Annotated in this window: 13 protein-coding genes; 10 read left to right on the top strand and 3 right to left on the bottom strand. The window is 42.1% G+C overall.

Features of this window, described 5'->3' with window-relative positions; genetic code table 11:
* Positions 1 to 87: 87 nt before the first annotated feature.
* On the bottom strand, positions 88 to 1,125 hold the full coding sequence (locus AC59JO_RS05685; protein ID WP_413668356.1) for a glycoside hydrolase family 5 protein: 1,038 nt from the start codon (positions 1,123 to 1,125) through the stop codon (positions 88 to 90).
* Positions 1,126 to 1,750: 625 nt separating this feature from the next.
* Positions 1,751 to 5,905, bottom strand: coding sequence for a hybrid sensor histidine kinase/response regulator transcription factor (locus tag AC59JO_RS05680; RefSeq protein ID WP_413668357.1), 4,155 nt, complete (start codon positions 5,903 to 5,905; stop codon positions 1,751 to 1,753).
* Between the two features lie 271 nt (positions 5,906 to 6,176).
* Here AC59JO_RS05680 and AC59JO_RS05675 point away from each other — a divergent pair, with 271 nt between their 5' ends.
* The 7 genes from AC59JO_RS05675 (at position 6,177) to AC59JO_RS05645 (ending at position 14,832) form a co-directional block, all read left to right on the top strand.
* Positions 6,177 to 7,064, top strand: coding sequence for a helix-turn-helix domain-containing protein (locus tag AC59JO_RS05675; protein WP_413668358.1), 888 nt, complete (start codon positions 6,177 to 6,179; stop codon positions 7,062 to 7,064).
* Positions 7,065 to 7,532: 468 nt separating this feature from the next.
* Positions 7,533 to 9,155: an alpha-L-fucosidase gene (locus AC59JO_RS05670; protein ID WP_497303996.1), complete on the top strand. Its 1,623-nt coding sequence runs from the start codon at positions 7,533 to 7,535 to the stop codon at positions 9,153 to 9,155.
* A gap of 8 nt (positions 9,156 to 9,163) precedes the next feature.
* Positions 9,164 to 11,116, top strand: coding sequence for a glycoside hydrolase family 97 protein (locus AC59JO_RS05665; protein ID WP_497303994.1), 1,953 nt, complete (start codon positions 9,164 to 9,166; stop codon positions 11,114 to 11,116).
* A 36-nt stretch (positions 11,117 to 11,152) separates the two neighbouring features.
* Positions 11,153 to 12,421 (top strand): L-fucose:H+ symporter permease, encoded by a 1,269-nt coding sequence (fucP, locus tag AC59JO_RS05660; protein WP_413668361.1) that lies wholly within the window; start codon positions 11,153 to 11,155, stop codon positions 12,419 to 12,421.
* Positions 12,422 to 12,439: 18 nt separating this feature from the next.
* Positions 12,440 to 13,456 carry an aldo/keto reductase gene (locus tag AC59JO_RS05655; protein ID WP_413668362.1) on the top strand — a complete coding sequence of 339 codons (1,017 nt, stop codon included), beginning with the start codon at positions 12,440 to 12,442 and terminating at the stop codon, positions 13,454 to 13,456.
* 16 nt (positions 13,457 to 13,472) lie between these two features.
* Entirely contained in the window at positions 13,473 to 13,808 is a 336-nt protein-coding gene (locus tag AC59JO_RS05650; RefSeq protein ID WP_413668363.1) for an L-rhamnose mutarotase, read from the top strand.
* A gap of 10 nt (positions 13,809 to 13,818) precedes the next feature.
* Positions 13,819 to 14,832 (top strand): zinc-binding alcohol dehydrogenase family protein, encoded by a 1,014-nt coding sequence (locus AC59JO_RS05645; protein ID WP_497303991.1) that lies wholly within the window; start codon positions 13,819 to 13,821, stop codon positions 14,830 to 14,832.
* Between the two features lie 117 nt (positions 14,833 to 14,949).
* On the opposite strand, the gene AC59JO_RS05640 is transcribed toward AC59JO_RS05645, so the two are convergent.
* The gene (locus AC59JO_RS05640; RefSeq protein ID WP_413668365.1) at positions 14,950 to 17,511 is read right to left on the bottom strand and encodes a TonB-dependent receptor; all 2,562 of its coding nucleotides are present in this window, start codon (positions 17,509 to 17,511) and stop codon (positions 14,950 to 14,952) included.
* A 373-nt stretch (positions 17,512 to 17,884) separates the two neighbouring features.
* On the opposite strand from AC59JO_RS05640, the gene AC59JO_RS05635 reads away from it, so the two are divergent.
* From AC59JO_RS05635 to AC59JO_RS05625, 3 genes are all read left to right on the top strand, one after another.
* Positions 17,885 to 18,949, top strand: a complete 1,065-nt coding sequence (locus AC59JO_RS05635) for a sensor histidine kinase (protein WP_497303989.1) — start codon at positions 17,885 to 17,887, stop codon at positions 18,947 to 18,949.
* On the top strand, positions 18,939 to 19,691 hold the full coding sequence (locus AC59JO_RS05630) for a LytR/AlgR family response regulator transcription factor (protein WP_413668367.1): 753 nt from the start codon (positions 18,939 to 18,941) through the stop codon (positions 19,689 to 19,691). The genes AC59JO_RS05635 and AC59JO_RS05630 overlap by 11 nt, the downstream gene beginning before the upstream one ends.
* 197 nt (positions 19,692 to 19,888) lie before the next feature.
* Complete coding sequence (locus AC59JO_RS05625; protein WP_497303986.1) at positions 19,889 to 22,255, top strand: ABC transporter permease; 2,367 nt, start codon at positions 19,889 to 19,891, stop codon at positions 22,253 to 22,255.
* The last annotated feature ends 124 nt before the right edge of the window (positions 22,256 to 22,379 follow it).

Raw genomic sequence — 22,379 nt, 5'->3', positions numbered from 1 at the left:
GATTTGGATGAGGTTATGAATATGAATATCAATGGTGAAAGTGCAAACAAGTACTAAGCAGCGGGTTTATTATCCTTGAATAAGTTTTCAATTAGCACCTGCTACAAGGGCATTAATGGTACGCTGATCAAGTATCTTATTATTTCGCCTGTCTATAGCAACACCTATATCCCAAAAAAATGGCTTAAGTCCGTTTGCAATAGCCTCGCGGGTAGTAAATTTTATCCAATAATCTACTGCATCATTGTGAACAGCTAAATCTTTTGGGGTTGCTCGTCTGTAAGCACCATATTCTCCCATAATAACAGGAATGCCCTTATCAACAAATTTGGCTTTCATAAGCTGAAATGCGCTCTTAACTTCAGACTCTTCTCCATAGGTTGGGTTCCTTGAGGGATCCGACAATGAGTGATGACCGCTTCCCCAATAATAAAACATGTGTCCCCATGATTCGTCTTTCTCCATCAGGCAGAAATTAAAGGGAGAATAATAATGTACTTCCACCATCAACCGGTCTGCCACCTCGTCCTTTGGCAGTGAGCCCATCAGCTTGTTTGTTTTGGCGATATCAGTGCCCGGCCCCTGAACAATCAATATTCTGTAAGCATTTCTGCCGCCTGTTGACCTCACTGCATTAACAAAAGTTTGATGATATGAAAGCAATACCGCCATTTGGGCCACATCGTTTGTACTGGGTTCATTAGCGCTTGCAAACATCAGGTGTTCATCAAAATCACGCATTGTTGTAGCTATTTGTTCCCAAAACGCCTTTTGCCTGGCATTAACCGAATCTTTTTTAGCAGTTGTGCAGTTATTCTCAAGCCAACCGCCATCCCAGTGAATATTGAGCAGCACATACATATCGTTTTTTACACAATATTGTACTACTTGTTTTACGCGGTTTAACCATGCATCCTGTATTTTGGCGCTTTTTGTATCTGAATATTGGTTCCAGGCACAGGGGATGCGAATACCATTAAAACCACTCTGCTTAACCAATTTGATATAATCCTCTGTGATTAAAGGGTTACCCCAGCCGGTTTCGCTGCCGGGCGCTTCCATCGTATTGCCAATGTTCCAGCCTAATTTGATGTGTGCTGCCTGTTGCGCTGCAGTATTACTCATTCCCGTTGTATCGGGAACTTTCGGTGATATATTATATGATGGATAAATTGTACTGAAGACAACGCTTGTATCCTTTATTGCTTTTTGAGGAATATCACAAGAAGCGGCTTTAAACGGTGAAGCAATCGAAAAAATAGCAGAAGTACACCATAGTATACGTTTTAACATCATAGTTAATTAAGCAGGTTTTGTTTAAAAATTGGCTGTAACCAATGCCCACTTTTAATTACGTTTAGTAGCAAAATCGGCATTGGTTTATCCTGCTAAACTAAAAGCCACAGTGCAATCGATTGTTCACAAATAGGGACACAAATGTTAAGGTACCATACCACGCTTATTTACAGAACTTTAAACTAAATATCCTGCTTTAAACCAGTCAGAATTTAGACAGATGTTATCAAAAATTTAACAAAAAGAGTCAAAATCAGAAGTTAAACCCATAGTAAATACCCGGTAAAACGTTTTAAAAACGGTTACGCGACTTCGCGCACAGACTGAAACCTCACTCCAAAGGAGAGAGAGTACTTTTTCTTAAAGTCCTTTTAGAGAAAATTTAGTTGAGGCCGTAAGCGACAAATTTACAAGCGATTTCGTTACCATAAAACTGACCGCAGGTTTATAAAATCTATTTGTTTTTATTGCTGGCATACGCCGACGGGAGGCAATTAAATTCGGCCTTAAAGCATCGTACAAAATACTTTTGGCTTTTAAAGCCTACCTTGTATGAGATTTGTGATATGGTTAATTGTGAGCTTTCAAGTAACTGAGCAGCACGTTTCAGGCGGATGGTACGAATCAGATCGACGGGAGATTTCCCTGTTAAAGTAAGCGCCCTTTTGTATAAGGTAACGCGGCTCACACATAATTCGCTGCTCAATTCCTCAACGGAGAACTCGGCATTATCAATGTTTTTTTCGATTAGCTGTACCGCTTTTTTAATAAACGCCTCATCGAGTGATTCGGTTTCCACTTCTGTTGGTTTAACATCAAGCTGCTTTTGGTAGGCCTTACGCATATCTTGCTGCATGGCCAATATGTTTTTTAATTTAGAAGTGAGGATCTCGAAATTGAAGGGCTTTGTCAGGTAATCATTGGCGCCGGTTTCGAGCCCCTGCAATTGCAACTCTTCATCTGTAGCTGCGGTGAGCAGCACAACGGGTATATGCGATGTTCGTTTATCGTTACGTATTTTACGGCACAAATCGATACCATTCATCTCGGGCATGCTGATATCGCTTACCACAAGGTTAGGATGAAGGGCCAGGGTTTTCTGCCAGCCTTCCTTTCCATTAGCAGCTTCGATAACGGTAAACGTATCATTTAAATTGTCTTTCAGATAGAAACGAAAATCCTCATTGTCTTCAACCAGTAAAACAGACATTTTTTTAATTGTATTGCTGCCTCCTGTCTGCACCCCGTCGGGGATTTCAGTTATTGACGCTTTGCTTAAATCAGGATCACTCAAGCATACTTCTTCCTCTGTTGCTAAATCAACCGGTAGGAGGATTGTAAAATAGCTGCCTTGCCCGGGCTGGCTTTGTACGGATATCTCGCCATTATGCAGCTTTACAAATTCTTTAGTTATTGCCAGCCCTATTCCACTACCCTGGTTAACCATAGATCCGGGCACTTCGTTTTGGAAGAAGCGTTCAAAAATCCGGCCCTGTTTATCTAATGGAATTCCAATACCCGTATCAATAACCTTTATCTCAAGTTGCCGTTCTCCCGACGCATTTTCAATTATCGCCAGTAAAACACTTATATTACCGCCATCGGGCGTAAATTTAAACGCGTTGGAAAGCAGATTGAAGATAATTCGCTCGATCTTATCATGATCAAAATTGATAACCAGACTTTGAATTTCCGAATCGAATACCAGCCTGATGTTTTTTTTCTCGGCCACATCCGAGAACGAATAAACCATTTCGTTAATAAAACTTATAATGTCCCCGCTCCGGGCATGCAGCCTAAGTTCCTGCACCTCCATTTTCCTGAAATCGAGCAACTGGTTTACCATATTGAGTAAACGTTTGGCATTGCGATTGATCATTTGCAACTGGTTCCTCTGCTCTTCAGCCTCAGTTTGCTTTAATATCTTATCAACGGGTGCCATAATCAACGATAAGGGGGTCCTGAACTCATGGCTTACATTGGTAAAGAACTTGATTTTCATCATATCAAGTTCATGCATACGCCGGGCCTCCTGGCGCTCATTTTCGATTAACAATTTAGCCTCGCGTTTCTCCTTTTCGATTTCAAACTGCCTTCTTATTTTTTGAATTCCGCGCCGGCGCATGAAAAATAGGATTCCAAATAAAAGCAATATATAAATAAAATAGGCTATCGTCGATTTCCAGAACGGCGGCAATACCTTAATCTTCAATGTTATATAATCAGGATCCCACCTTCCCTCCTGGCTAATCGCCCGTACTTTAAAAGTATAGTCGCCGCCGTCAAGGTTGGTGTAGGTGGCTTTTCGCGTAGCATTATCGGCATCAATCCAATCCTTATCAAAGCCTTCCAACATATACTGATGTTTTACTTTGTTGGGATTAAAGAAATTAAGCGCGGCAAACTCAATGGTAAATACATTTTCGCTGTGTGTCAGTGTCAGTTGGCGGGTTACCGAAATAGCTTTTGATAATACAACATGCCCGTTAACTTCTTCATTGGCTTTGACACTTTTGTTATACAACAAGAAATCGGTAAAAGTTAGTTTAGGTTTATTGATATTGGCATGTATGGCTAACGGGTCGAAAATATTGAAACCATGACCGCCGCCAAATATAAGTTCGCCCTTGCGGGTTTTGAGCCCTGCCTGGTCATTGAATTCCCTGCCTTGCAAACCATCCGTTTCATCAAAATTCTCAAACCTAAAAGCGTAAGGAGCCTTTTGGGTAATAAGCGTTACCCTGCTTAAACCATTAGCAGTACTTAACCACATCCTTCCGTTGTTGTCTTCCTGTATATCCAGTATGGCATTTTCAGGCAGCCCGTTTTGTTTTGTGAGCGACGTAAACTTATTGGTTTCGGGGTTAAGTATGCTTAACCCGTAGCGTGTTGCTATCCAGATGAGGCCGCGCCTGTCCTGGTTAATACAGTTGATGGTGTTAGCGATTAAACTGTTAGGATCATCTTTGTTTACGCTGTAATGCAAAAACCGCCCCGTACTTTTTAAGATTACATCGATACCAAAGTACCCCCCTGTCCAGATATTGCCTTTGCGGTCCTCAAACAGCGCAGAAACGTAAAGACACCTGATATCTGTTTGTTTAAAGGGAGGGGAAAATTTCTTTTTTTCCCTGTCAAATATCTGCAGCCCCGCCGCAAATGTCCCTATCCATAATCTATGCGAAGAGTCTTCAAAAATGCTCATCACCCGGTTATCAGCAAGGCTCCCGGCTACCTTATCATCATGTTTATAATGGGTAAATGTTTTTCCGTCAAAGCAGTCCAGGCCGCCAAAATAAGTGCCTATCCATAGTTTCTGATCATGATCGATACATAAACTAACAATAATGTCGTTGCTTAGGCTGTTTAAATTTCCTGCTTCGTACTTATATTGTTTGAAACTGCCGGTTTCACGGTTAAAGCAGATCAGGCCCCCTCCGTTTGTGCCAATCCAGATATTACCGTTTTTATCTTCAACAAACTTGTTAGCATCTTCGAAGCCCAAGCTTTTGGGGTCTGAAGCGAAATGCCTGTATAACGGAAAACGGATAATGTTTTTATGATAATAACTTACACCTTCTTTAAATGTACCGGCCCACATAATACCCGCATCGTCTTTATAAAGATTGATAACGCTGTTTTGGCTTAATGACTTGGCATCGTCTTCCCGGTTCAATAAATAGGTAAATTTGGATATTTTTTTATCAAACAAGGTTATGCCGCCATGGTCGGTAGCTATCCATATCAAGCCGTCGTCTGCCTGGATAATGTTGCTGATGATATTAGATTTTAATTTGGATCCGGCCGACTCTTTACCTACAAGTTTTAATGTCCCGTTTGAGGGGCTATAATAATAAGCGTTGGCGTAAAAATTAGGTGCGTAAAACCATAAATCGCTATCCTTGTCGACGGTGATGGCATAATATGCATCTTTGATACTAACAGCTTTGGTAAAAATATCTGTACGGTAGGTAATTTTATTCTGCCCGATATCGAGCTTTTCAACCATGCCGTTACGATAAGTCAGCCAAATATTACCGGTAGCATCCTGTGTTATATCCGAAAGAGAATTTGAATATAATGATGTGCCTGACCGGTCGTGACAATACCGACGGGTTGTTTTACTAATTTCATTATATCTGTAAAGACCCGAATCAGGGCACAAAAACCAAAACTCGCCTTTGCCACCACGCACTATTTTCGATACGTTAGGATATGCCGGAATTTTTAATGAGTTGGTAACTAATGCCATATCACTATCAAACTGTTCCGTTTCCGGGTCGTAAAAGCAATATCCGCCACGCGTTGACACCCATAATTTTTTGCCGGGGCCTTCAAAAATACTGCTTACAAAGTCATCATTAAGCGACTTATTGTTATTAGCATCATGTTTAAATACTTTAAAACTATAACCGTCATAACGGTTGAGGCCCGATGCAGTACCAAACCACATAAAACCTTCAGAATCTTTAAAAATGCAGTTAACCTGGTTGTGAGACAAGCCATTGCTTCTGTTTAGCTGCGAAAACTGGTATTTGCCATTTTGAGCAAAAGCAACATTAAGCATTAACAGTAATATAAGCACGCTTAGTGATAATTTGTATCTCATAGCTTAGGGGTATTCATAAAAATAAGCAATAAAAGATAGAGTTTGGCAAATATCAAATTTTAATATGCAAAGCAAAGCTCATTGATGCCCTGTATTCACGCAAAGTTTTGAGATATTCCTTCTTTATATTGGTTGATTCAAACCTACAGTAAGCCTCCATCTAAAAACTTAATTAAAATGGACTTTTTATTGTAAAAATCCGACTTTACTATATTTTAGATATTGATATGCATTTAGGTATATCAAAGCAATTTGCATATTTGTGGTCCAGATGATCAAAAGAAATTTAAAACATACTTTCTCGCTTCTTAACGTTGACTATGTGAGGCTTAACTGTAAATGGAATTACAGGAATGTGATAAGCCCTTACTACCGTATTTATTATATAGATGATGGCGAAGGTGAAATATCAGATGCAACCAGTTCGTTAAAGCTTGAACCGGGTTATCTGTATATCATCCCAAGTTTCACGCTATGTAACTTGGAGTGTGGTGATTATCTGGGTCAATTTTTTGTTCAGTTTTTTGAGGATTCGATAGACGGGAGCTCGCTGTTTGCCAATAACAGGGCTGTGTTAAAAACCAAAGCTACCGAAATGGATGTAAACCTTTTTAACCGGTTACTTCAAATTAACCCGGGGAGGGGAATCAACCGGTCTGACAATCCCCAGGTGTATGAAAAAGATATTTATTATAAGGAATATCAGGAACTTAACAATCAACAAAACACATCAACATATCTGGAAACCCAGGGTATCCTGATGATGCTAACTGCAAAATTCCTGAACCCTCAATTGTTCAAAAGCCCCGAACATAAACTTATCCCGGTAAAAATTGCAGAAACATTAAATTATATCCTTGTTAATTTACATTTGGATCTTTCAGTTCACCTGCTTGCATCCAGGGCAAATCAAAATGTCGATTATTTTTCAAGGCAATTTAAACAGTACACCGGAACCAGGCCATTAAATTATATCAATGAAAAACGCGTTGAGCGTGCACAGTACCTGATGGCGACAAGCCGCATGTCCTATTCAGAAATCTGTACTCAAACCGGATTTGATAACCTTTCTTATTTTTCAAAAACATTCAAAAAGCTTACCGGCATGTCGCCCAGCGAGTATAGAAAGCAGATGTACCAGGTTGGTTTTAATCATTGATCAATAAGATACAGATATCATGATAGCCGGGAAAAATATGGCTGTTATTAAAAAGCCTGGTCTGAAATAACCATCGCCAATGCATTTATAGACACCAGACCTTAAATAATTAATGTGTAATAGCTCGTACAAGCTATTATCTTTACTTCAGCATCAACAACCACTAAATAAACAAGTTACAATCAGACTCAAAATATACACCTCGATTTAGCAACCTCAATTCTTTTCGATAATTCGCATTTTCCCCCGCGCAAAAAGTCGGTTTTATACAAAAAAAAGTCCCATTAGGCCAATTATTTAGCTATTAATTCAAAGAAATTTGGATGATTATCAATTATTGATCCGATAACGCGAATTGCTGATTAACCAATTATAGATAACCAGGTATAGAAATTTATTTAAAAGTTCCGGCTATTCATCCGCATGGCTGATCGGCGTAGCTACTTTTTCTAACGGTCAAACTTAATTATGAAAAGAAGAACATTAATAAAAGGCTTAGCCACAGGATTCTCATCCTTGTATCTGTCAAGGGCTTTTGGCAGTAGTTTACTGCAACCAAATTTAAATGCTGATATTGCCACCGGCCCGTTTAAACCCGATTGGGATTCATTAGCCCAATACCAGGTACCTGATTGGTTTCGCGATGCCAAGTTTGGCATCTGGGCACACTGGGGACCGCAATGCCAGCCCGAACGTGGAGACTGGTACGCGCGTGGCATGTATCAGGAAGGCAGCGACCAGTATAAATACCATGTTCAAAAATATGGGCACCCTTCAAAATTTGGTTTTAAGGACGTGATCAACGATTGGAAAGCCGAAAACTGGGATCCGGATGAGTTGGTTGGCTTGTACAAACGTGCAGGTGCGCAGTACTTTTTTGCCATGGCCAGCCACCACGATAACCTTGATTTATGGAACAGTAAGTACCAGGCGTGGAACTCTGTTAATGTTGGCCCAAAGAAAGATATTGTTGCAGGTTGGGCAAAAGCCGCAAAAAGCCATGCGCTTCCCTTCGGATTGAGTGTTCATGCCTCACACGCCTGGACATTTTATGAAACCTCCCAGGGGGCCGACAAGAGCGGCGAATTCAAGGACATACCTTACGACGGCAAAATAACTAAAGCCAGTGGCAAAGGAACCTGGTGGGAAAAATTGGATCCTCAGGAATTATATGCTCAAAACCATGAGGTAAGTAAAACCTGGAACTGGGACTGGGTTAATGGCTCAAGCGTACCTGGCAAAGCCTATTGCGATAAATTTTTAAACCGCACTATAGAACTTATTGATAAATACGAGCCTGAACTTATCTACTTTGATGACACTGCGCTACCTCTTTGGCCAATAAGTGATGCCGGCTTAAAAATAGCGGCACATATGTACAATACCAGCATTAAAAAGCATGGTAAACTACAAGCGGCATTATTTGGTAAAGTATTGAACGAGCAGCAGCGAAAATGTATGATATGGGATATTGAACGGGGACAGAGTAATCAGATAGAGCCTTTGCCATGGCAAACAGATACCTGTATAGGTGCCTGGCACTATGATCGCCGCATATTTGATGATAAACATTATAAAAGCGCCAAAACTGTAGTTCATACCCTGGTTGATATTGTAAGTAAAAACGGTAACCTTTTGTTAAATATTCCTGTCCGCGGTAACGGCACCATTGACAGTGAGGAACGAGCTATAGTTGAAGGTGTAGGCGCCTGGATGCAGGTTAACAGCGAGGCAATTTATGGTACCCGCCCCTGGACTGTATTTGGAGAAGGCCCGGCAACGGATTCGGCGGCACCTATTAATGCTCAAGGCTTTAACGAAGGTAAAGGCAAGCCATTTGGCGCCGAAGATATCCGGTTCACCACAAAAGGAAAAACCCTTTATGCTACTATGCTGGGTTGGCCCGCCGGGAACGAAGCGCTTGTTAAAAAGTTAGCAAAAAACAATCAACTGGGTAACGTCAGCAGCGTAAGCCTGCTCGGAAACGACAAGTTGAGCTTTGAGCAGACAGAAGCAGGCCTTAAAGTAAAATTGCCTGAAAACGCTCCGTGTAAAGATGCATTCGTTTTAAAAATAGAAGGCGCTATCTAATCAATGTCATGAACTTAAAAACTTTTTACGTACTGATTACTGCCGCCTCATTCGCAGTTCCGTCATTTGCCCAAACTTTTAAGCTGGTATCGCCCGATAAAAAAAATATTGTGGAGATAAATAACACCAACAGCCTGCAATATGCTGTATCCAGCAATGGTTTAATGATCATCCATCCTTCTTCACTTGGTTTCGAGTTTAAAAATGAACCGGCTATGGGTGCCAATATGGCTGTAACCGGTCATGTAGAGCACTCCGTTAACCAAACCTGGGTACCGGTAGTAAAAACGAAACATAGTACCATAGCCGATCATTACAATGAACTGGAACTGTCGCTGGTAGAAAAATCGGGGCCTATGCGCCGGATGAAGATCTGGTTCAGAGCTTATGATGACGGAATTGCCTTTCGCTACCAGTTATTCGGGGCCGACAACATTGGCGACCGGCAGATAGTAAAGGAACTGACCAGTTTCAACTTACCTTCAAAAGCCAAAACCTGGGTGGCAGACTATGGTAGTTATACCTCCTCTCAGGAGACTGAATTTCAACCGACAAGCCTAAACCATATCACAGAAAAAACAATAGCCGGCTTACCCCTGCTCGTAGTGTTAGATCAGAGCCATTATACAGCAATTACAGAAGCTAATATTGATAACTATCCCGGATTTTATATAGGCTCGCAAAAAACAGATACCAGTGCAACTGATAAAATTGACCTGGTTACCAAATTATCCCCTCTGCCCGGCGAAAATGAGAACGGGGTTAAGGCGCGTTTTGCTAATAACCTGCTTACCCCCTGGCGTGTAGTCATGCTGGCAGCTTCGCCCGGTAAATTAATCGAATCGGAACTAATCCAGAACCTGAATCCGCCCTGCGCATTAAAAGATGCAAGCTGGATAAAGCCTGGCATGAGCGCCTGGGATAACTGGTGGAGCGGCGAGGTAAAAATGGATATGCCTACAATTAAAAAGTATATCGACCTGGCGTCGGCACAGCATTGGCCGTATATGCTTATCGACTGGCAATGGTACGGGGCATTTAACAAACCCGAAGCTGATATTACCCAGCCTGCCCCGCAATTGAACATGCCCGAAATTTTAGCTTATGCCAAAGCCAAAAACGTTAAATGCTGGCTTTGGTTATACAGCTCAGATGTTAACCGGAATGACAATTTTGAAAAGGCTTTCCCAATTTACCAGCAATGGGGCATTGCCGGGGTTAAAATTGATTTTATGGACCGGGACGATCAGCAAATGGTAAACTGGTACCGCCGCATTATTAAAACTGCAGCGCAGTATCACCTGATGGTTGATTTTCATGGCGCTTATAAACCCGATGGTATTGAGCGTACCTATCCCAACATGATAACCCGGGAAGGAGTTTTAGGCGAAGAATATTCCAAGTTTTCGACCAGGATAACAGCAGGGCACAACACCACCCTCCCATTCACGCGTATGCTGGCTGGGCCAATGGATTATACTCCCGGCGGTTTTTTAAATGTAAAAAAGGAAGAGTTCAGAAAAGGCAGCCCTACCCAGGTAATGAACAGCCGCTGTGCCGAACTGGCAAAGTTTGTAATTTACGAAAGCCCCTTTATGGTTTACTGTGACGCACCTGAGCACATTTTGGGTAAGCCGGGAGCCGATTTCTTAAACAATATGCCTACCGTTTGGGACGATACAAAAGTACTTGGCGGATACCCGGGTCAATATGTCATCATTGCCAAAAGAAGCGGAAAGGACTGGTACGTTGGCGCAATGACCAACGACTCGGAAAGGGATATCCAATTAAAATTGGATTTTTTGCCAACCGGTAAATATGCTTTATCGTCATGGGCGGATGTATTATCCTCACCTCAAAGTTTAACCCGGGCTGAAACAAAGGTATCGGCAAATTCGGTTATGAATATCCATTTAGACACCGCAGGCGGATGGGTAGCTAAAATAACTACCAGTAAATAATTGAGAACCTTAACGCAGCAGCAAAATTTAAATACAATGACAAAGAATAAAACTCTTTTTCCATTTATATTAATAACCAGTTTATTCTTTTTATGGGGTTTTGCCCATAACCTCGACCCGATATTAATACCCCATTTAAAAAAGTCGTTTACGCTTACAACAGTCCAGGCTACACTGGTGGATTCGGCGGTATTTATTGCCTATTTTTTAATGGCTTTGCCGGCGGGCTTCATCATGAAAAAATACGGCTACAAAACAGGTATTATTACCGGTCTGCTAATTTTCGCATTTGGTTCCTATTTATTTATACCGGCAGCCAATACCCAACAGTACACATTTTTCCTGGTGGCTTTGTTTATTATTGCTTGCGGCTTAACCATTTTAGAAACCGCCGCCAATCCCTATGCTTCTTCACTAGGAGATCCCGCGACTTCTACACAAAGGCTTAACTTTGCACAATCATTTAACGGACTGGCTGCTACCCTGGCCCCTATAATTGGCGGGCGTATTATACTTACAAAAGGTTACACCCCGGCACAATTAAGCGTAATGACAGAGCAGGGCCGTAAACTGGCGCTTGCCGCCGAAGCGTCATCCGTAAAAATGCCCTATTTTATATTAGGTAGTGTACTGGTGTTCATCGCCATACTTTTTGCATTTACACGTCTGCCCCGGATCCAGCAGCATGAAGGGCATACTGCCAGTAAAAACATTTTCCATGCCCTGAAGCACCGTCATCTGGCCTGGGGTGTTGCCGCACAGTTTTTTTACGTGGGCGCTCAGGTTTGTGTATTCAGTTTATTTATTCTGTATGCTACAAAATCTGCCGGACTTACAGAGATGCAAACGACCTACTATCTCGGTTTGTGCGGCGCTGCATTCCTGATAGGCAGGTTTATTGGTACTTTCCTGATGAGATATTACAGCTCAGCTATTTTACTTGCAGTTTATGCTGGTATCAATATTTTGCTATCCGCAATTGCCATTTTTGGTCATGGCATGATCACAGTATACACAGTAATAGGTATCTGTTTCTTCATGTCCATTATGTTTCCAACAATTTTTGCCCTTGGCATAAAGGACTTAAAAGCCGATACCGAATTTGGCAGCAGCCTGATCATTATGTCCATCGTCGGCGGTGCTGTTTTACCGAGGGTGTTTGGTTATATCAGCGATGTAACCGGTAATATTCAGTATGGCTACCTGGTACCGTTGGTATGCTTTGCGGTGGTGGCCTTTTTTGGATTAAAAGGCCATCGTGTAAAAGTGAAGCCAGAAAATGTACCTGTTTCGGCCATTCTTTAACAATTCCCCATTTTCAATATGCAGGAAATTAATTTACCTAAAGTAATTTTTGGAACCAGCGGATTAGGAAATCTATACGTAGCGCTTTCTGATGAAGTTAAATGTTCAATTGTTGCGGAAAGTATCAGGCATTCGCCTAAACCGGCTGTATTTGATTCTGCCGGTAAATATGGCGCAGGGCTTGCGCTCGAATCGTTAGGAACCGCTCTGGCACAATTGAATGTAAAGCCTTCGGATGTACTCATCAGCAATAAATTAGGCTGGCTGCGTACTGCGTTAACAACCGCGGAACCTACTTTTGAACCTGGTGTCTGGCGCGACCTTAAATATGACGCCGTTCAGCGAATAAGTTATGAAGGCATCCTGGAATGCTACGAACAGGGGAATGAACTGCTGGGCGATTATCATGCACAACTGGTATCTGTGCATGACCCGGATGAATATCTTAACGCCGCAAAAGATGAGCATGAACAGGCAAAGCGCTACCACGATATTTTAGATGCCTACCACGCGCTGAATGAGTTGAAACTGAGTGGTAAAGTAAAAGGTATCGGCGTAGGTTCGAAGGACTGGCGGATCATCAAAAAAATAACTAATGATGTAAAGCTGGATTGGGTGATGATAGCCAATAGCATGACGGTTCACAGCCATCCCCTGGAATTAGTTGAATTTATGCAGCACCTTGAAAAGCAAGGAACTCAGATCATTAACTCCGCTGTTTTTAACGGGGGCTTTTTAACAGGATCTGCTTATTACAATTACCGGTTAACGGATCCGGTAAAAGACAAGCATTTATATCATTGGCGGGAGTTGTTTTATGGTTTATGTGCAGACTATAAAATAAAACCCGCAGATGTATGTGTTGCCTTTGGGCTAAAGGCACCTGGTGTTAAAAGCATTGCCATGAATACAACCAATGCCGAACGGGTGTCCCAAAATGTTGCTTTAGCCTATTTAACAATTCCTGCACAATTTTGGAAAGAAATGAAAGCATGTGGTTTAATTGACGAGTCGTACGCCTCCACCTACTTGTAAAAAATAAAATGTCACTATGAAAAGATACTGTTTGGCCCTTGATTTAAAGGATGATCCGCAATTGATAGCACAATATGAGCACTGGCATAAGGCAGAAAACAGCTGGCCGGAAATACGCAAAAGCATACTGGATGCAGACATCCTCGATATGCAGATCTATCGTACCGGAAACCGGTTATTTATGATCATGGAAACGAGCGATCATTATGACGCAGATAAAAAGGGAGCAATGGACGCGCTAAACCCGAAGGTACAGGAATGGGAACAGCTGATGTGGCTATTTCAGCAGCCCCTTCCCTGGGCTAAAGAGGGAGAGAAATGGGTACCTATGGAACAAATTTTTAAACTTTAAAATAAAGGGCATGCAGATAATAGTTTGCGAGGAACCGGGACGGCTGGCTTTTAAAGAGCAGGAAAAGCCTGAAATTAAAGAAGGCTATGCACAAATCAGGATAAGGAGAATAGGAATTTGCGGGACAGATCTGCATGCATTTGAAGGAACGCAACCATATTTTAGTTACCCGCGTGTTCTGGGCCATGAGCTTTCCGGCGAATTGGTTGAAACAGGCGGCGCACCAGGTTTTCAAAAAGGAGAGGTTGTTACATTCATCCCCTATTTCAACTGTGGCTCTTGTATAGCGTGCAGGTCGGGCAAGCCCAATTGCTGCGCGAAGATCAACGTTTGCGGCGTGCATATTGATGGCGGAATGGCCGAATACCTGAGCGTGCCAACTTACTCGCTTGTACATGGCGAAGGCTTAAGCTATGATGAACTGGCTTTAGTAGAGCCACTTGCTATCGGTGCACATGGTGTAAGACGGGCAGATGTTAAGCCTGGAGAATACGTTTTGGTTATAGGCGCAGGACCAATAGGCCTGGGGATCATGGAATTTGCCCGTATAGCCGGCGGCAGAGTGATCGCGATGGATTTAAATGCCGGGCGGCTTAAATTTTGCAGCGACAAATTAAAGGTTGATCATATCATCAATGTATCTGCTGAAAATGCAATGGAGCGATTAGCCACCATAACACAGGGCGATATGCCCACGGTAGTTATAGACGCAACCGGCAGCTTAAATGCAATTAATAATGGTTTTAATTATATGGCCCATGGGGCGAGATATGTACTTGTTGGCTTGCAAAAGGGGGAGATCAAAGTTAGTCACCCCGAATTTCATAAACGCGAGGCGACGCTGATGAGCAGTCGAAATGCAACCAGGGAAGACTTTGAGCATGTGATTGCATCCATAAAAAAAGGTTTGGTACAGCCTGCAAACTATATTACACACCGGGTACGTTTTGATGAGGTGAAGGATAACTTTGAAAGCTGGCTTGATCCGGCAAACGGGGTTATTAAAGCGATGATAGAGATTTAAGTAAAATTGGGAACAACTGATAATTAGATTTCAGCATAACCTGTTAACATCACATCATCGCTTTTCAAAGCGTCAAAAACGGGATAAGGGGGCTCAATTTGAGCCGGTTTGTGTATATTATCGATTTTGAGCCTCCTGCCCATTTCCGTTATCTCCTTGTTTCAAATCGTCATTGTTTACGCCGCGCCTCTTTTTAGGCATCTGAGGGCCAAAGCTCATTTTACCAAAATTATAAGCAAAGCTCACTCCAAAAGACCTAAACGGTACCGAAAACCTGCTGGTTTGCGTAAGCGGGCCACTGTTGATATTGGAAGTAAAATTTTTGTAATCATTAAAAGGCTGGGTAATGTTCAACCCGATAGTGCCCCGTTTTTTCCATACATCCTGTTTTAAGCCAACAACCCATAAGTTAAACGAAGGGTTGGTTCCCTGGAAAGTTCTTCTTGCCGAGTTCTGGATCAGAAACGTTTCGGCAGAAAGCGTCTTGTTTAATTTTACCGTGCCGCTGATAAAGGCGTTGTATTGTACATAGGTTGACTGGTTTCCTTGCTGCAAACTACTTACAACTTGCGGCTTATAGGTGAACGCATTCACATTTCCTCTTATGGTCAGGATCCTGAACAGTTCTGTTGATCCGAAGAAAGTAACACCCACCGAATTATTGTTACCAACGTTAAGATAGTTGGTGAGCGAAACATCCCTGGTAACCGGGTTGCCGTTATTATCGATGGTAGTGTACGGTACTGTGCTTACATAACTTTCAATTATATCATCCGTTTTACGGTAATAAACCGAGGCATTAATTACGCTGCTTTTGATAAAGGTAGAATAGGTCATTTCTACCGTTTGGGTAATTTCGGGTGATAATTCAGGATTGCCCTGGCTTTGATTAAGCGGATTACTGGTATTCAGGAACGGGTTCAGATATTGCAAACTTGGCCTTTGAATGCGTTTACTGTAGCTAAGCTTCAATGTTTGAGTTGGTGTCAAAGCTTTCGAGATCACGAAACTTGGGATAAAGTTGGTATAGCTATTATGAAAAGGCGACAGGCCAACGCTGGTATTACCCGAGTTTCCATCAATTTTTGTATTCTCCAGCCTGGCGCCTCCCTGAACAGTAAAACCATTTTTTAAGTTTACGGTAAGTAAACCATAGCCCGAATACACATCCTGGTCATAGCTGTAAGTATTAGACGTTGCCGCGTTAAATACATATGCTCCGGAGGCATCGGGGTTAAAGAAATCATATTCGCTGGAAATTCTTCTCAAAATGCTTTTCGCACCTGTTTCAAGCTTAAATACTTTGCTGATTGGCAGTACATAATCGAGCTGATAGGTGTATTCGTTATTGGTACCATTGTTTACCGCACGCTGGTTTTGAGTAAAAGCAGAATATTCAGACAGGTAGTTTACATCAGAGGTACCATGTGTCCACTGAAAGGCAAAGCTCAGCTCTTCGCCCTCCTTTTTAAACTTATGCGTAAAGTCATTGTTCCAGTCAAAATTGGATACTTTAAATTCATTGCTGGTTAAAGCAGTATAATCGATATTTCCTTCGGATGCAGAATTATTGCTGTTAACCGAACTTCCGTTATTCTTAAACGCGCCCCCTCTCAAACTAAAGGTGGAGTTAAAAGTATTTTGATCATCGAAATCATATCCAACCGAAGCCGAACCATTGGTGAAATGGCGGTTGGAAGTACTTTGTCCGTTTGAGGACGACGAGGTACCCAACTCGGTATTCTGACTGCTGAATGATTGATAAGTAGTTTGCGGCCATCCCACGTTATAACCCAGGTTTGCGGTAACGCTCAGTTTGTTTTTATTAAAATTGATGTTTCCGCTTTCATTATTTTGGCGTGTACCCACACCGGCATTGATGGAACCGCTTACTCCGGCCACTTCCTTCTTTTTGGTAATGATATTAATGATCCCTGCCGACCCTTCTGCATCGTACTTGGCCGATGGAGCGGTTATTACCTCAATATTTTTAATCTGATCGGATGGCATAGATTTCAACACATCCGCAGCATTGGTCACCAAAGCACCTGAAGGCTTACCGTTGATCAGGATCCGCACATTTTGGTTTCCGCGCAACGAAACATTGCCATCCATATCAACCGAAACCATTGGCACTTTCCGCAAAATATCAGAGGCGTTGCCGCCTGCACTGGTTACGTCTTTCTCTGCATTAAAAACTACCTTGTCAATCTTATTTTCAATCAAAGCGCGTTGCCCGGTAACCTGCACGTCAGCAAGCATTTTAGCGCCCGGCGAAACAATTAACTGCCCTAAGTTGCGGTCGGGTTTACCTGGTGTTATCACAACCCCTTCAATATTTTTGGTAGTATAACCTATAAAAGCAATCTGAAGGCGGTAAGTGCCTGGTGCTATCCCCGTAATTTTGAAATTACCTTTTGCATCGGTCAGGTTGCCGTTTACCGGGGCAGCTACGCCGGCTTTAAATAAGCTCACGGTTGAATAATCCAGGGGCTTTTTGGTCAGCGAATCGATCACGGTGCCAGAGATGAGGCCATTGCTCTGAAGCATGCCAGAGGGCGGACCGGCCGGCTGCTGGGCCTGAACTATGCCTGGTGATGTCAATAAAAACGCCATCAGTAACAGCGACAATATAATGGTGGTACTTTTAAAGTTTGATTTGTAGTTTTCAGGTTTCATATCCGGAGCTTTGAAACAAAGCAACATAAATCCACCTACCCAAAATTGTCTAATAGACGGTTTGGCGTTAATAATAGACCAAACGACCTTAAAAATCTATGGCTTCAAAATCAGGCATTTTTCAGAACAAAACAACGAATAAGATCATTGATTATCCCGCGCCCTGTCATGTCATAGATTAAAACTGCCATTCTATCTATTAAAAACTGCAAGCCATCTATTACCTCAAAAACTGAAATAAAATATTTTGTCATTTGCATGATCCCGGTGAGATGGGATTTAGTTGATTACTGTATTTGATACGGTAAGGTGCGTTTTGCCTGAGAAACAAAACGCACTATTTTTCTGCTATTTTTACAGTAAAAATCCAATTATGGCGCTTTCTGACTTAAAGAAGATCTTTTTTTCGGTTCACTTATACATAGTGATCAGTTTGCTTGCGCTAATGTTGTTCCCATTATCATGGCCGGTAAAACTGCCTACCGAATTTTGGATAAAGCAAGTGCTGATCCACCTGGTTTGGGCAGCCCTGTTTTATGCCAACCTGTTGTTTTTTACTCCGAAGCTATTATATCGCAATAAAGCTATCCTGTTTGTTCTTCTTTTAATAGCCTCTCTTTTTGCCGTTGTTTATTTAAACCTTTGGCTTGATGAGGTAACCGGATGGAAAGCGGCCTTAGGCAGGCTGTTTAAAAACTGGGGGAAAAAATCGGCAGATGACGGACATAGTTATAATTACTGGATCATTATTTCAACCCTCGTGGTGCTGGGCGTTAGCACCATCATCGCTGTATCCAAAAAGATCAAAGCAGATCAGGATGCTTTAAAGGCAACCGAGCAGGAAAAGATAAGTTCTGAACTCTCCTTTTTAAAGGCGCAGATCAACCCGCATTTCTTTTTCAATATTTTGCATACCATTTATGCCCTGTCTGACAGTAACCCCTCTGCTTCAAAAGACGCCGTTTATACGCTATCCCACATGATGCGCTACGTGATCTACGAAACGAAGAACGATTTAACCGATCTTGAAAAGGAGATTAAATTTGCCGAGGATTACATTAAACTCATGAAGTTAAGGCTGAGCGACGACGTGCAGGTGATTTTTGAAAAGCAAGCCAATTTAAGAAACTGTGAAGTTGCACCTATGCTTTTTTTGCCATTTATCGAAAATGCTTTTAAACATGGTATCAGCGCCGTTCATCCGAGTTATATTTACATCGATATCGGCCAGGAAGCCGGTAAACTAAAGCTGGAAATCAAAAATTCGCTGTTTGAAGAACAGGCGGCTTACCTGGAAGACAGCAACGGCATAGGGATTGCCAATACAAAGAGGCGGCTTGATCTCTTATACCCGGGGCGGTATGCGTTAAAGGTTAACCGCGATTTAACAGCTAAAGAGTTTACTGTAGTTTTAACCTTCCAATTAAATGAAAATTAACTGCATAGCTGTTGATGACGAACCTGTAGCGCTGAGGTTGGTGACATCCTACATTCAACAAACACCTTTCTTAACCTTAACCGGCACTTTTACCAACGCTATCGAGGCGCTGAAAGCAGTTCATGACAGGCCCGAAATTCAGCTTATCTTTTTAGATATTCGGATGGCCGATCTCAGTGGAGTAGAATTGGCGAGGGTGATTGAACAAACCGGGAAAAAGAAAACCCTGCGAATAATTTTTACCACCGCCTACGACCAATACGCTTTGGAGGGTTTTAAGGTAGACGCGCTGGATTACCTGCTGAAACCCTTCAGCTTCGTTGATTTCTCCAAAGCAGCTACTAAAGCCTATGACTACTTTGTGATGCTTCAGAGTAGCAACAGCACCTTGAATCCTGTAACGCCGACCGAAAGAATGGAGAAAAGTTATATTTACCTTAAGGTTGATTATCAGTTGGTAAAAGTTAATATAGCAGATATTTTGTACATAGAAGGCCTGAAGGATTATGTAAAGATTTTTCTCGCCAACCAGGATAAGCCCCTGCTTACGCTTACCAGTTTGAAAAACCTGGAAGAAAAATTGCCATCGGCTGCGTTTATCAGGATTCACCGGTCATTTATAGTTTCAAAGGATGCGGTTAAATCGGTTACTAAAAACTCCGTTCAGATCGATAACACCACTATCCATGTTACAGAGCAATATAAAGAGGTGTTTACTGCTTTTCTGAAGGATTGGAATTGATCATTTGCTTTGAGATTAGCGCCATTTCCAAATTAGCTTAGCTACCCATTTTTCCACTTCGTCTTTTGCTCGTTTCTCTTTTTCTCATTCTATCAAAGCCCCCATAGCCCCTGCCCTTTTAAAAATTTAGCTTTTTAAAAATAACCTGCAACTTATTACCGGATAGCGGCGTCTTATAATTATCAAAACCCGATCATATGCTCAAAAACTACTTAAAGATCACCTGGCGTAACCTTTTGCGTCAAAAAACATTTTCTTTGATCAATATCCTGGGACTGACTATCGGCATGGCAAGTGCCGCGCTGATCTTATTGTGGATCCAGAATGAGCTCAGTTTTGATCAGTTCCATGAAAAGCGTGACCGTCTTTATTCTGTTTATAACCGCTCAAAATTTGACGGAAAATTATGGAGCTGGGAAACCACGCCCAAAATAATGGGCAGGGTAATGAAAGAAGAATTACCTCAACTGGAAAAAGTAGCCAGGGTTACAGATGCCAGTTTCTTATTTACTATCGGCGATAAGCACCTGACCGCCGCAGGTGATTTTACAGATCCGGACTTTCTTTCCATGTTCAGCTTCCCATTGATCAGTGGTGACAAAAAAACCGCTTTGAACGAAGTAAACAATATTGTGATAACGGAGAAATTTTCCAAAAAGCTTTTTGGTCAGGAAAACGCGATTGGCAAAACAGTTAAAATAGACAGCAATTCCTATTTTAAAGTTACCGGCGTAATGAAAGACCTGCCGAATAATACCCGCTTTGATTTTGAATACCTGTTGCCATGGTCATACCTGAAAAAGATAGGCCAGGATGACGAATATTGGGGCAATAATTCCATTCAAACGTTTGTACTTTTAAAACCCGGCGTAACGGAAGCCCATGCTGACGATGCTGTGCTTAATTTTACCAAAAACCACTCCGATACCAAAGACATTCAGCAGTTTTTGCACCCTGCAAGCAAATGGCATTTGTATTCGCATTTTGAGGACGGGAAAATAGTAGGCGGAAGAATTGAACGCGTAAGGGGATTTTCGCTGATCGCCGTGCTGATCCTCGTTATCGCCTGTATCAATTTTATGAATTTAAGTACGGCCAGGAGCGAGAAACGTGCCAGGGAGGTAGGGATCCGCAAAACCGTAGGCGCGTTGAGGGGATCGTTGATCTGGCAATTTTTAGGCGAATCCATATTGATAGCCACTATCGCAGGTATTTTTGCCATTATAATTGTGCAAATCAGTATGTCGGGTTTCAACCAGCTTACGCAAAAGCAGTTATATGTACCCTATAGTAATCCGTACTTCTGGCTTATCGCGCTGGGCTTTATCATAGTCACCGGCATTATTTCAGGAAGTTATCCGGCGTTATACCTGTCTTCGTTTAGGCCGGTAGCCGTATTGAAAGGCACTTTTAAGGCAGCTAACGCTTTGGTTACGCCGCGTAAGTTACTGGTGGTTATTCAATTTACATTTGCTGTAGTACTGATCATTTGCACTATCATTATCCGTCAGCAGTTACAATATGCCCAGGACAGGGACACCGGTTATAAGAAAGATAACCTGGTTTACACTTTTATATCAGGCGATATCGCAAAGCATTACGCATCTATCAGGAACGAATTACTTTCCAGCGGTGCTGCAACCTCTGTATCCAGAACAAATTCGCCTATAACCCAACGATACAGTGATAGCTGGGGTTTCAACTGGAAAGGTTCATTACCTAAAAACAAGGTTGATTTTATTATTTACAGCTCTGACGGGAGCCTGATTAAAACCATGGGGCTTAAACTGGTAGCCGGCAGGGATATCGACCCTGTAACTTACCCTACAGATTCGACCGCCATGCTTGTCAATGAGGCTTCGGTCAAGATCATGAACCTGAAAGACCCCGTTGGACAGTCCATTACCCAGGGAGAAGGAAAAGACATCAAGACCTGGCATATTGTTGGCGTAGTAAAGGACTTTATAATTAGCTCGCCTTATGAACCGGTACAGCACATGCTGATTGAAGGGCCCAGTTCGTGGTTCAATATTATCCACTATAAGCTAAATAATGCGAATTCAACAAAAGAGAACCTGCGTCGTGCTGAGGCCATATTCAAGAAGTATAATCCCGATTATCCGTTTGAGTATAGTTTTGTTGACCAGGAGTATGCCAAGAAATTTGGCGATGAACAAAGAATAGGGACACTGGCCAGCCTTTTTGCCGGTTTAACAATCGTTATATCCTGCCTCGGATTATTTGGACTGGCTGCTTATATGGCGCAGAATCGGATTAAAGAAATTGGCATCAGAAAAGTGCTTGGCGCATCAGTAGCCAACGTAACCACGCTCCTCTCACGGGATTTTTTGAAGCTTGTTCTGATTTCATTTTGCATCGCCGCTCCAATTGCCTGGTATTTGATGTACCAATGGTTAAAAGGGTACAGCTACAGGATCAGCATCAATGTATGGGTATTTGTCATGGCCGCCGGGCTTACCTTGCTAATATCCGTTTTAACGGTAAGCTATCAGGCCATCAAAGCAGCATTGACAAACCCGGTGCAAAGTTTAAAAGGCGAATAAATTTAGATTGTTATCGAACAAGTTTAAGCGTCTTTCGCTTAAATAAATTACAACCAAAATAAGTGTCCACGCTTACGTTTATAACATATTACGGAAGCGTGGGCACTCAATTAAAGCTAACCGC

This window comes from Mucilaginibacter sp. A5337, assembly GCF_059690695.1.
The sequence above is the reverse complement of the archived record's forward strand: the minus strand, read 5'-3'. Positions and strand labels throughout refer to the sequence as shown.

Coding starts and splice junctions, on each gene's coding strand:
- AC59JO_RS05685 (WP_413668356.1), bottom strand. CDS start 1,125: ATGAGTAATACTGCAGCGCAACAGGCAGCACACATCAAATTAGGCTGG.
- AC59JO_RS05680 (WP_413668357.1), bottom strand. CDS start 5,905: ATGAGATACAAATTATCACTAAGCGTGCTTATATTACTGTTAATGCTT.
- AC59JO_RS05675 (WP_413668358.1), top strand. CDS start 6,177: ATGATCAAAAGAAATTTAAAACATACTTTCTCGCTTCTTAACGTTGAC.
- AC59JO_RS05670 (WP_497303996.1), top strand. CDS start 7,533: ATGAAAAGAAGAACATTAATAAAAGGCTTAGCCACAGGATTCTCATCC.
- AC59JO_RS05665 (WP_497303994.1), top strand. CDS start 9,164: ATGAACTTAAAAACTTTTTACGTACTGATTACTGCCGCCTCATTCGCA.
- fucP (WP_413668361.1), top strand. CDS start 11,153: ATGACAAAGAATAAAACTCTTTTTCCATTTATATTAATAACCAGTTTA.
- AC59JO_RS05655 (WP_413668362.1), top strand. CDS start 12,440: ATGCAGGAAATTAATTTACCTAAAGTAATTTTTGGAACCAGCGGATTA.
- AC59JO_RS05650 (WP_413668363.1), top strand. CDS start 13,473: ATGAAAAGATACTGTTTGGCCCTTGATTTAAAGGATGATCCGCAATTG.
- AC59JO_RS05645 (WP_497303991.1), top strand. CDS start 13,819: ATGCAGATAATAGTTTGCGAGGAACCGGGACGGCTGGCTTTTAAAGAG.
- AC59JO_RS05640 (WP_413668365.1), bottom strand. CDS start 17,511: ATGAAACCTGAAAACTACAAATCAAACTTTAAAAGTACCACCATTATA.
- AC59JO_RS05635 (WP_497303989.1), top strand. CDS start 17,885: ATGGCGCTTTCTGACTTAAAGAAGATCTTTTTTTCGGTTCACTTATAC.
- AC59JO_RS05630 (WP_413668367.1), top strand. CDS start 18,939: ATGAAAATTAACTGCATAGCTGTTGATGACGAACCTGTAGCGCTGAGG.
- AC59JO_RS05625 (WP_497303986.1), top strand. CDS start 19,889: ATGCTCAAAAACTACTTAAAGATCACCTGGCGTAACCTTTTGCGTCAA.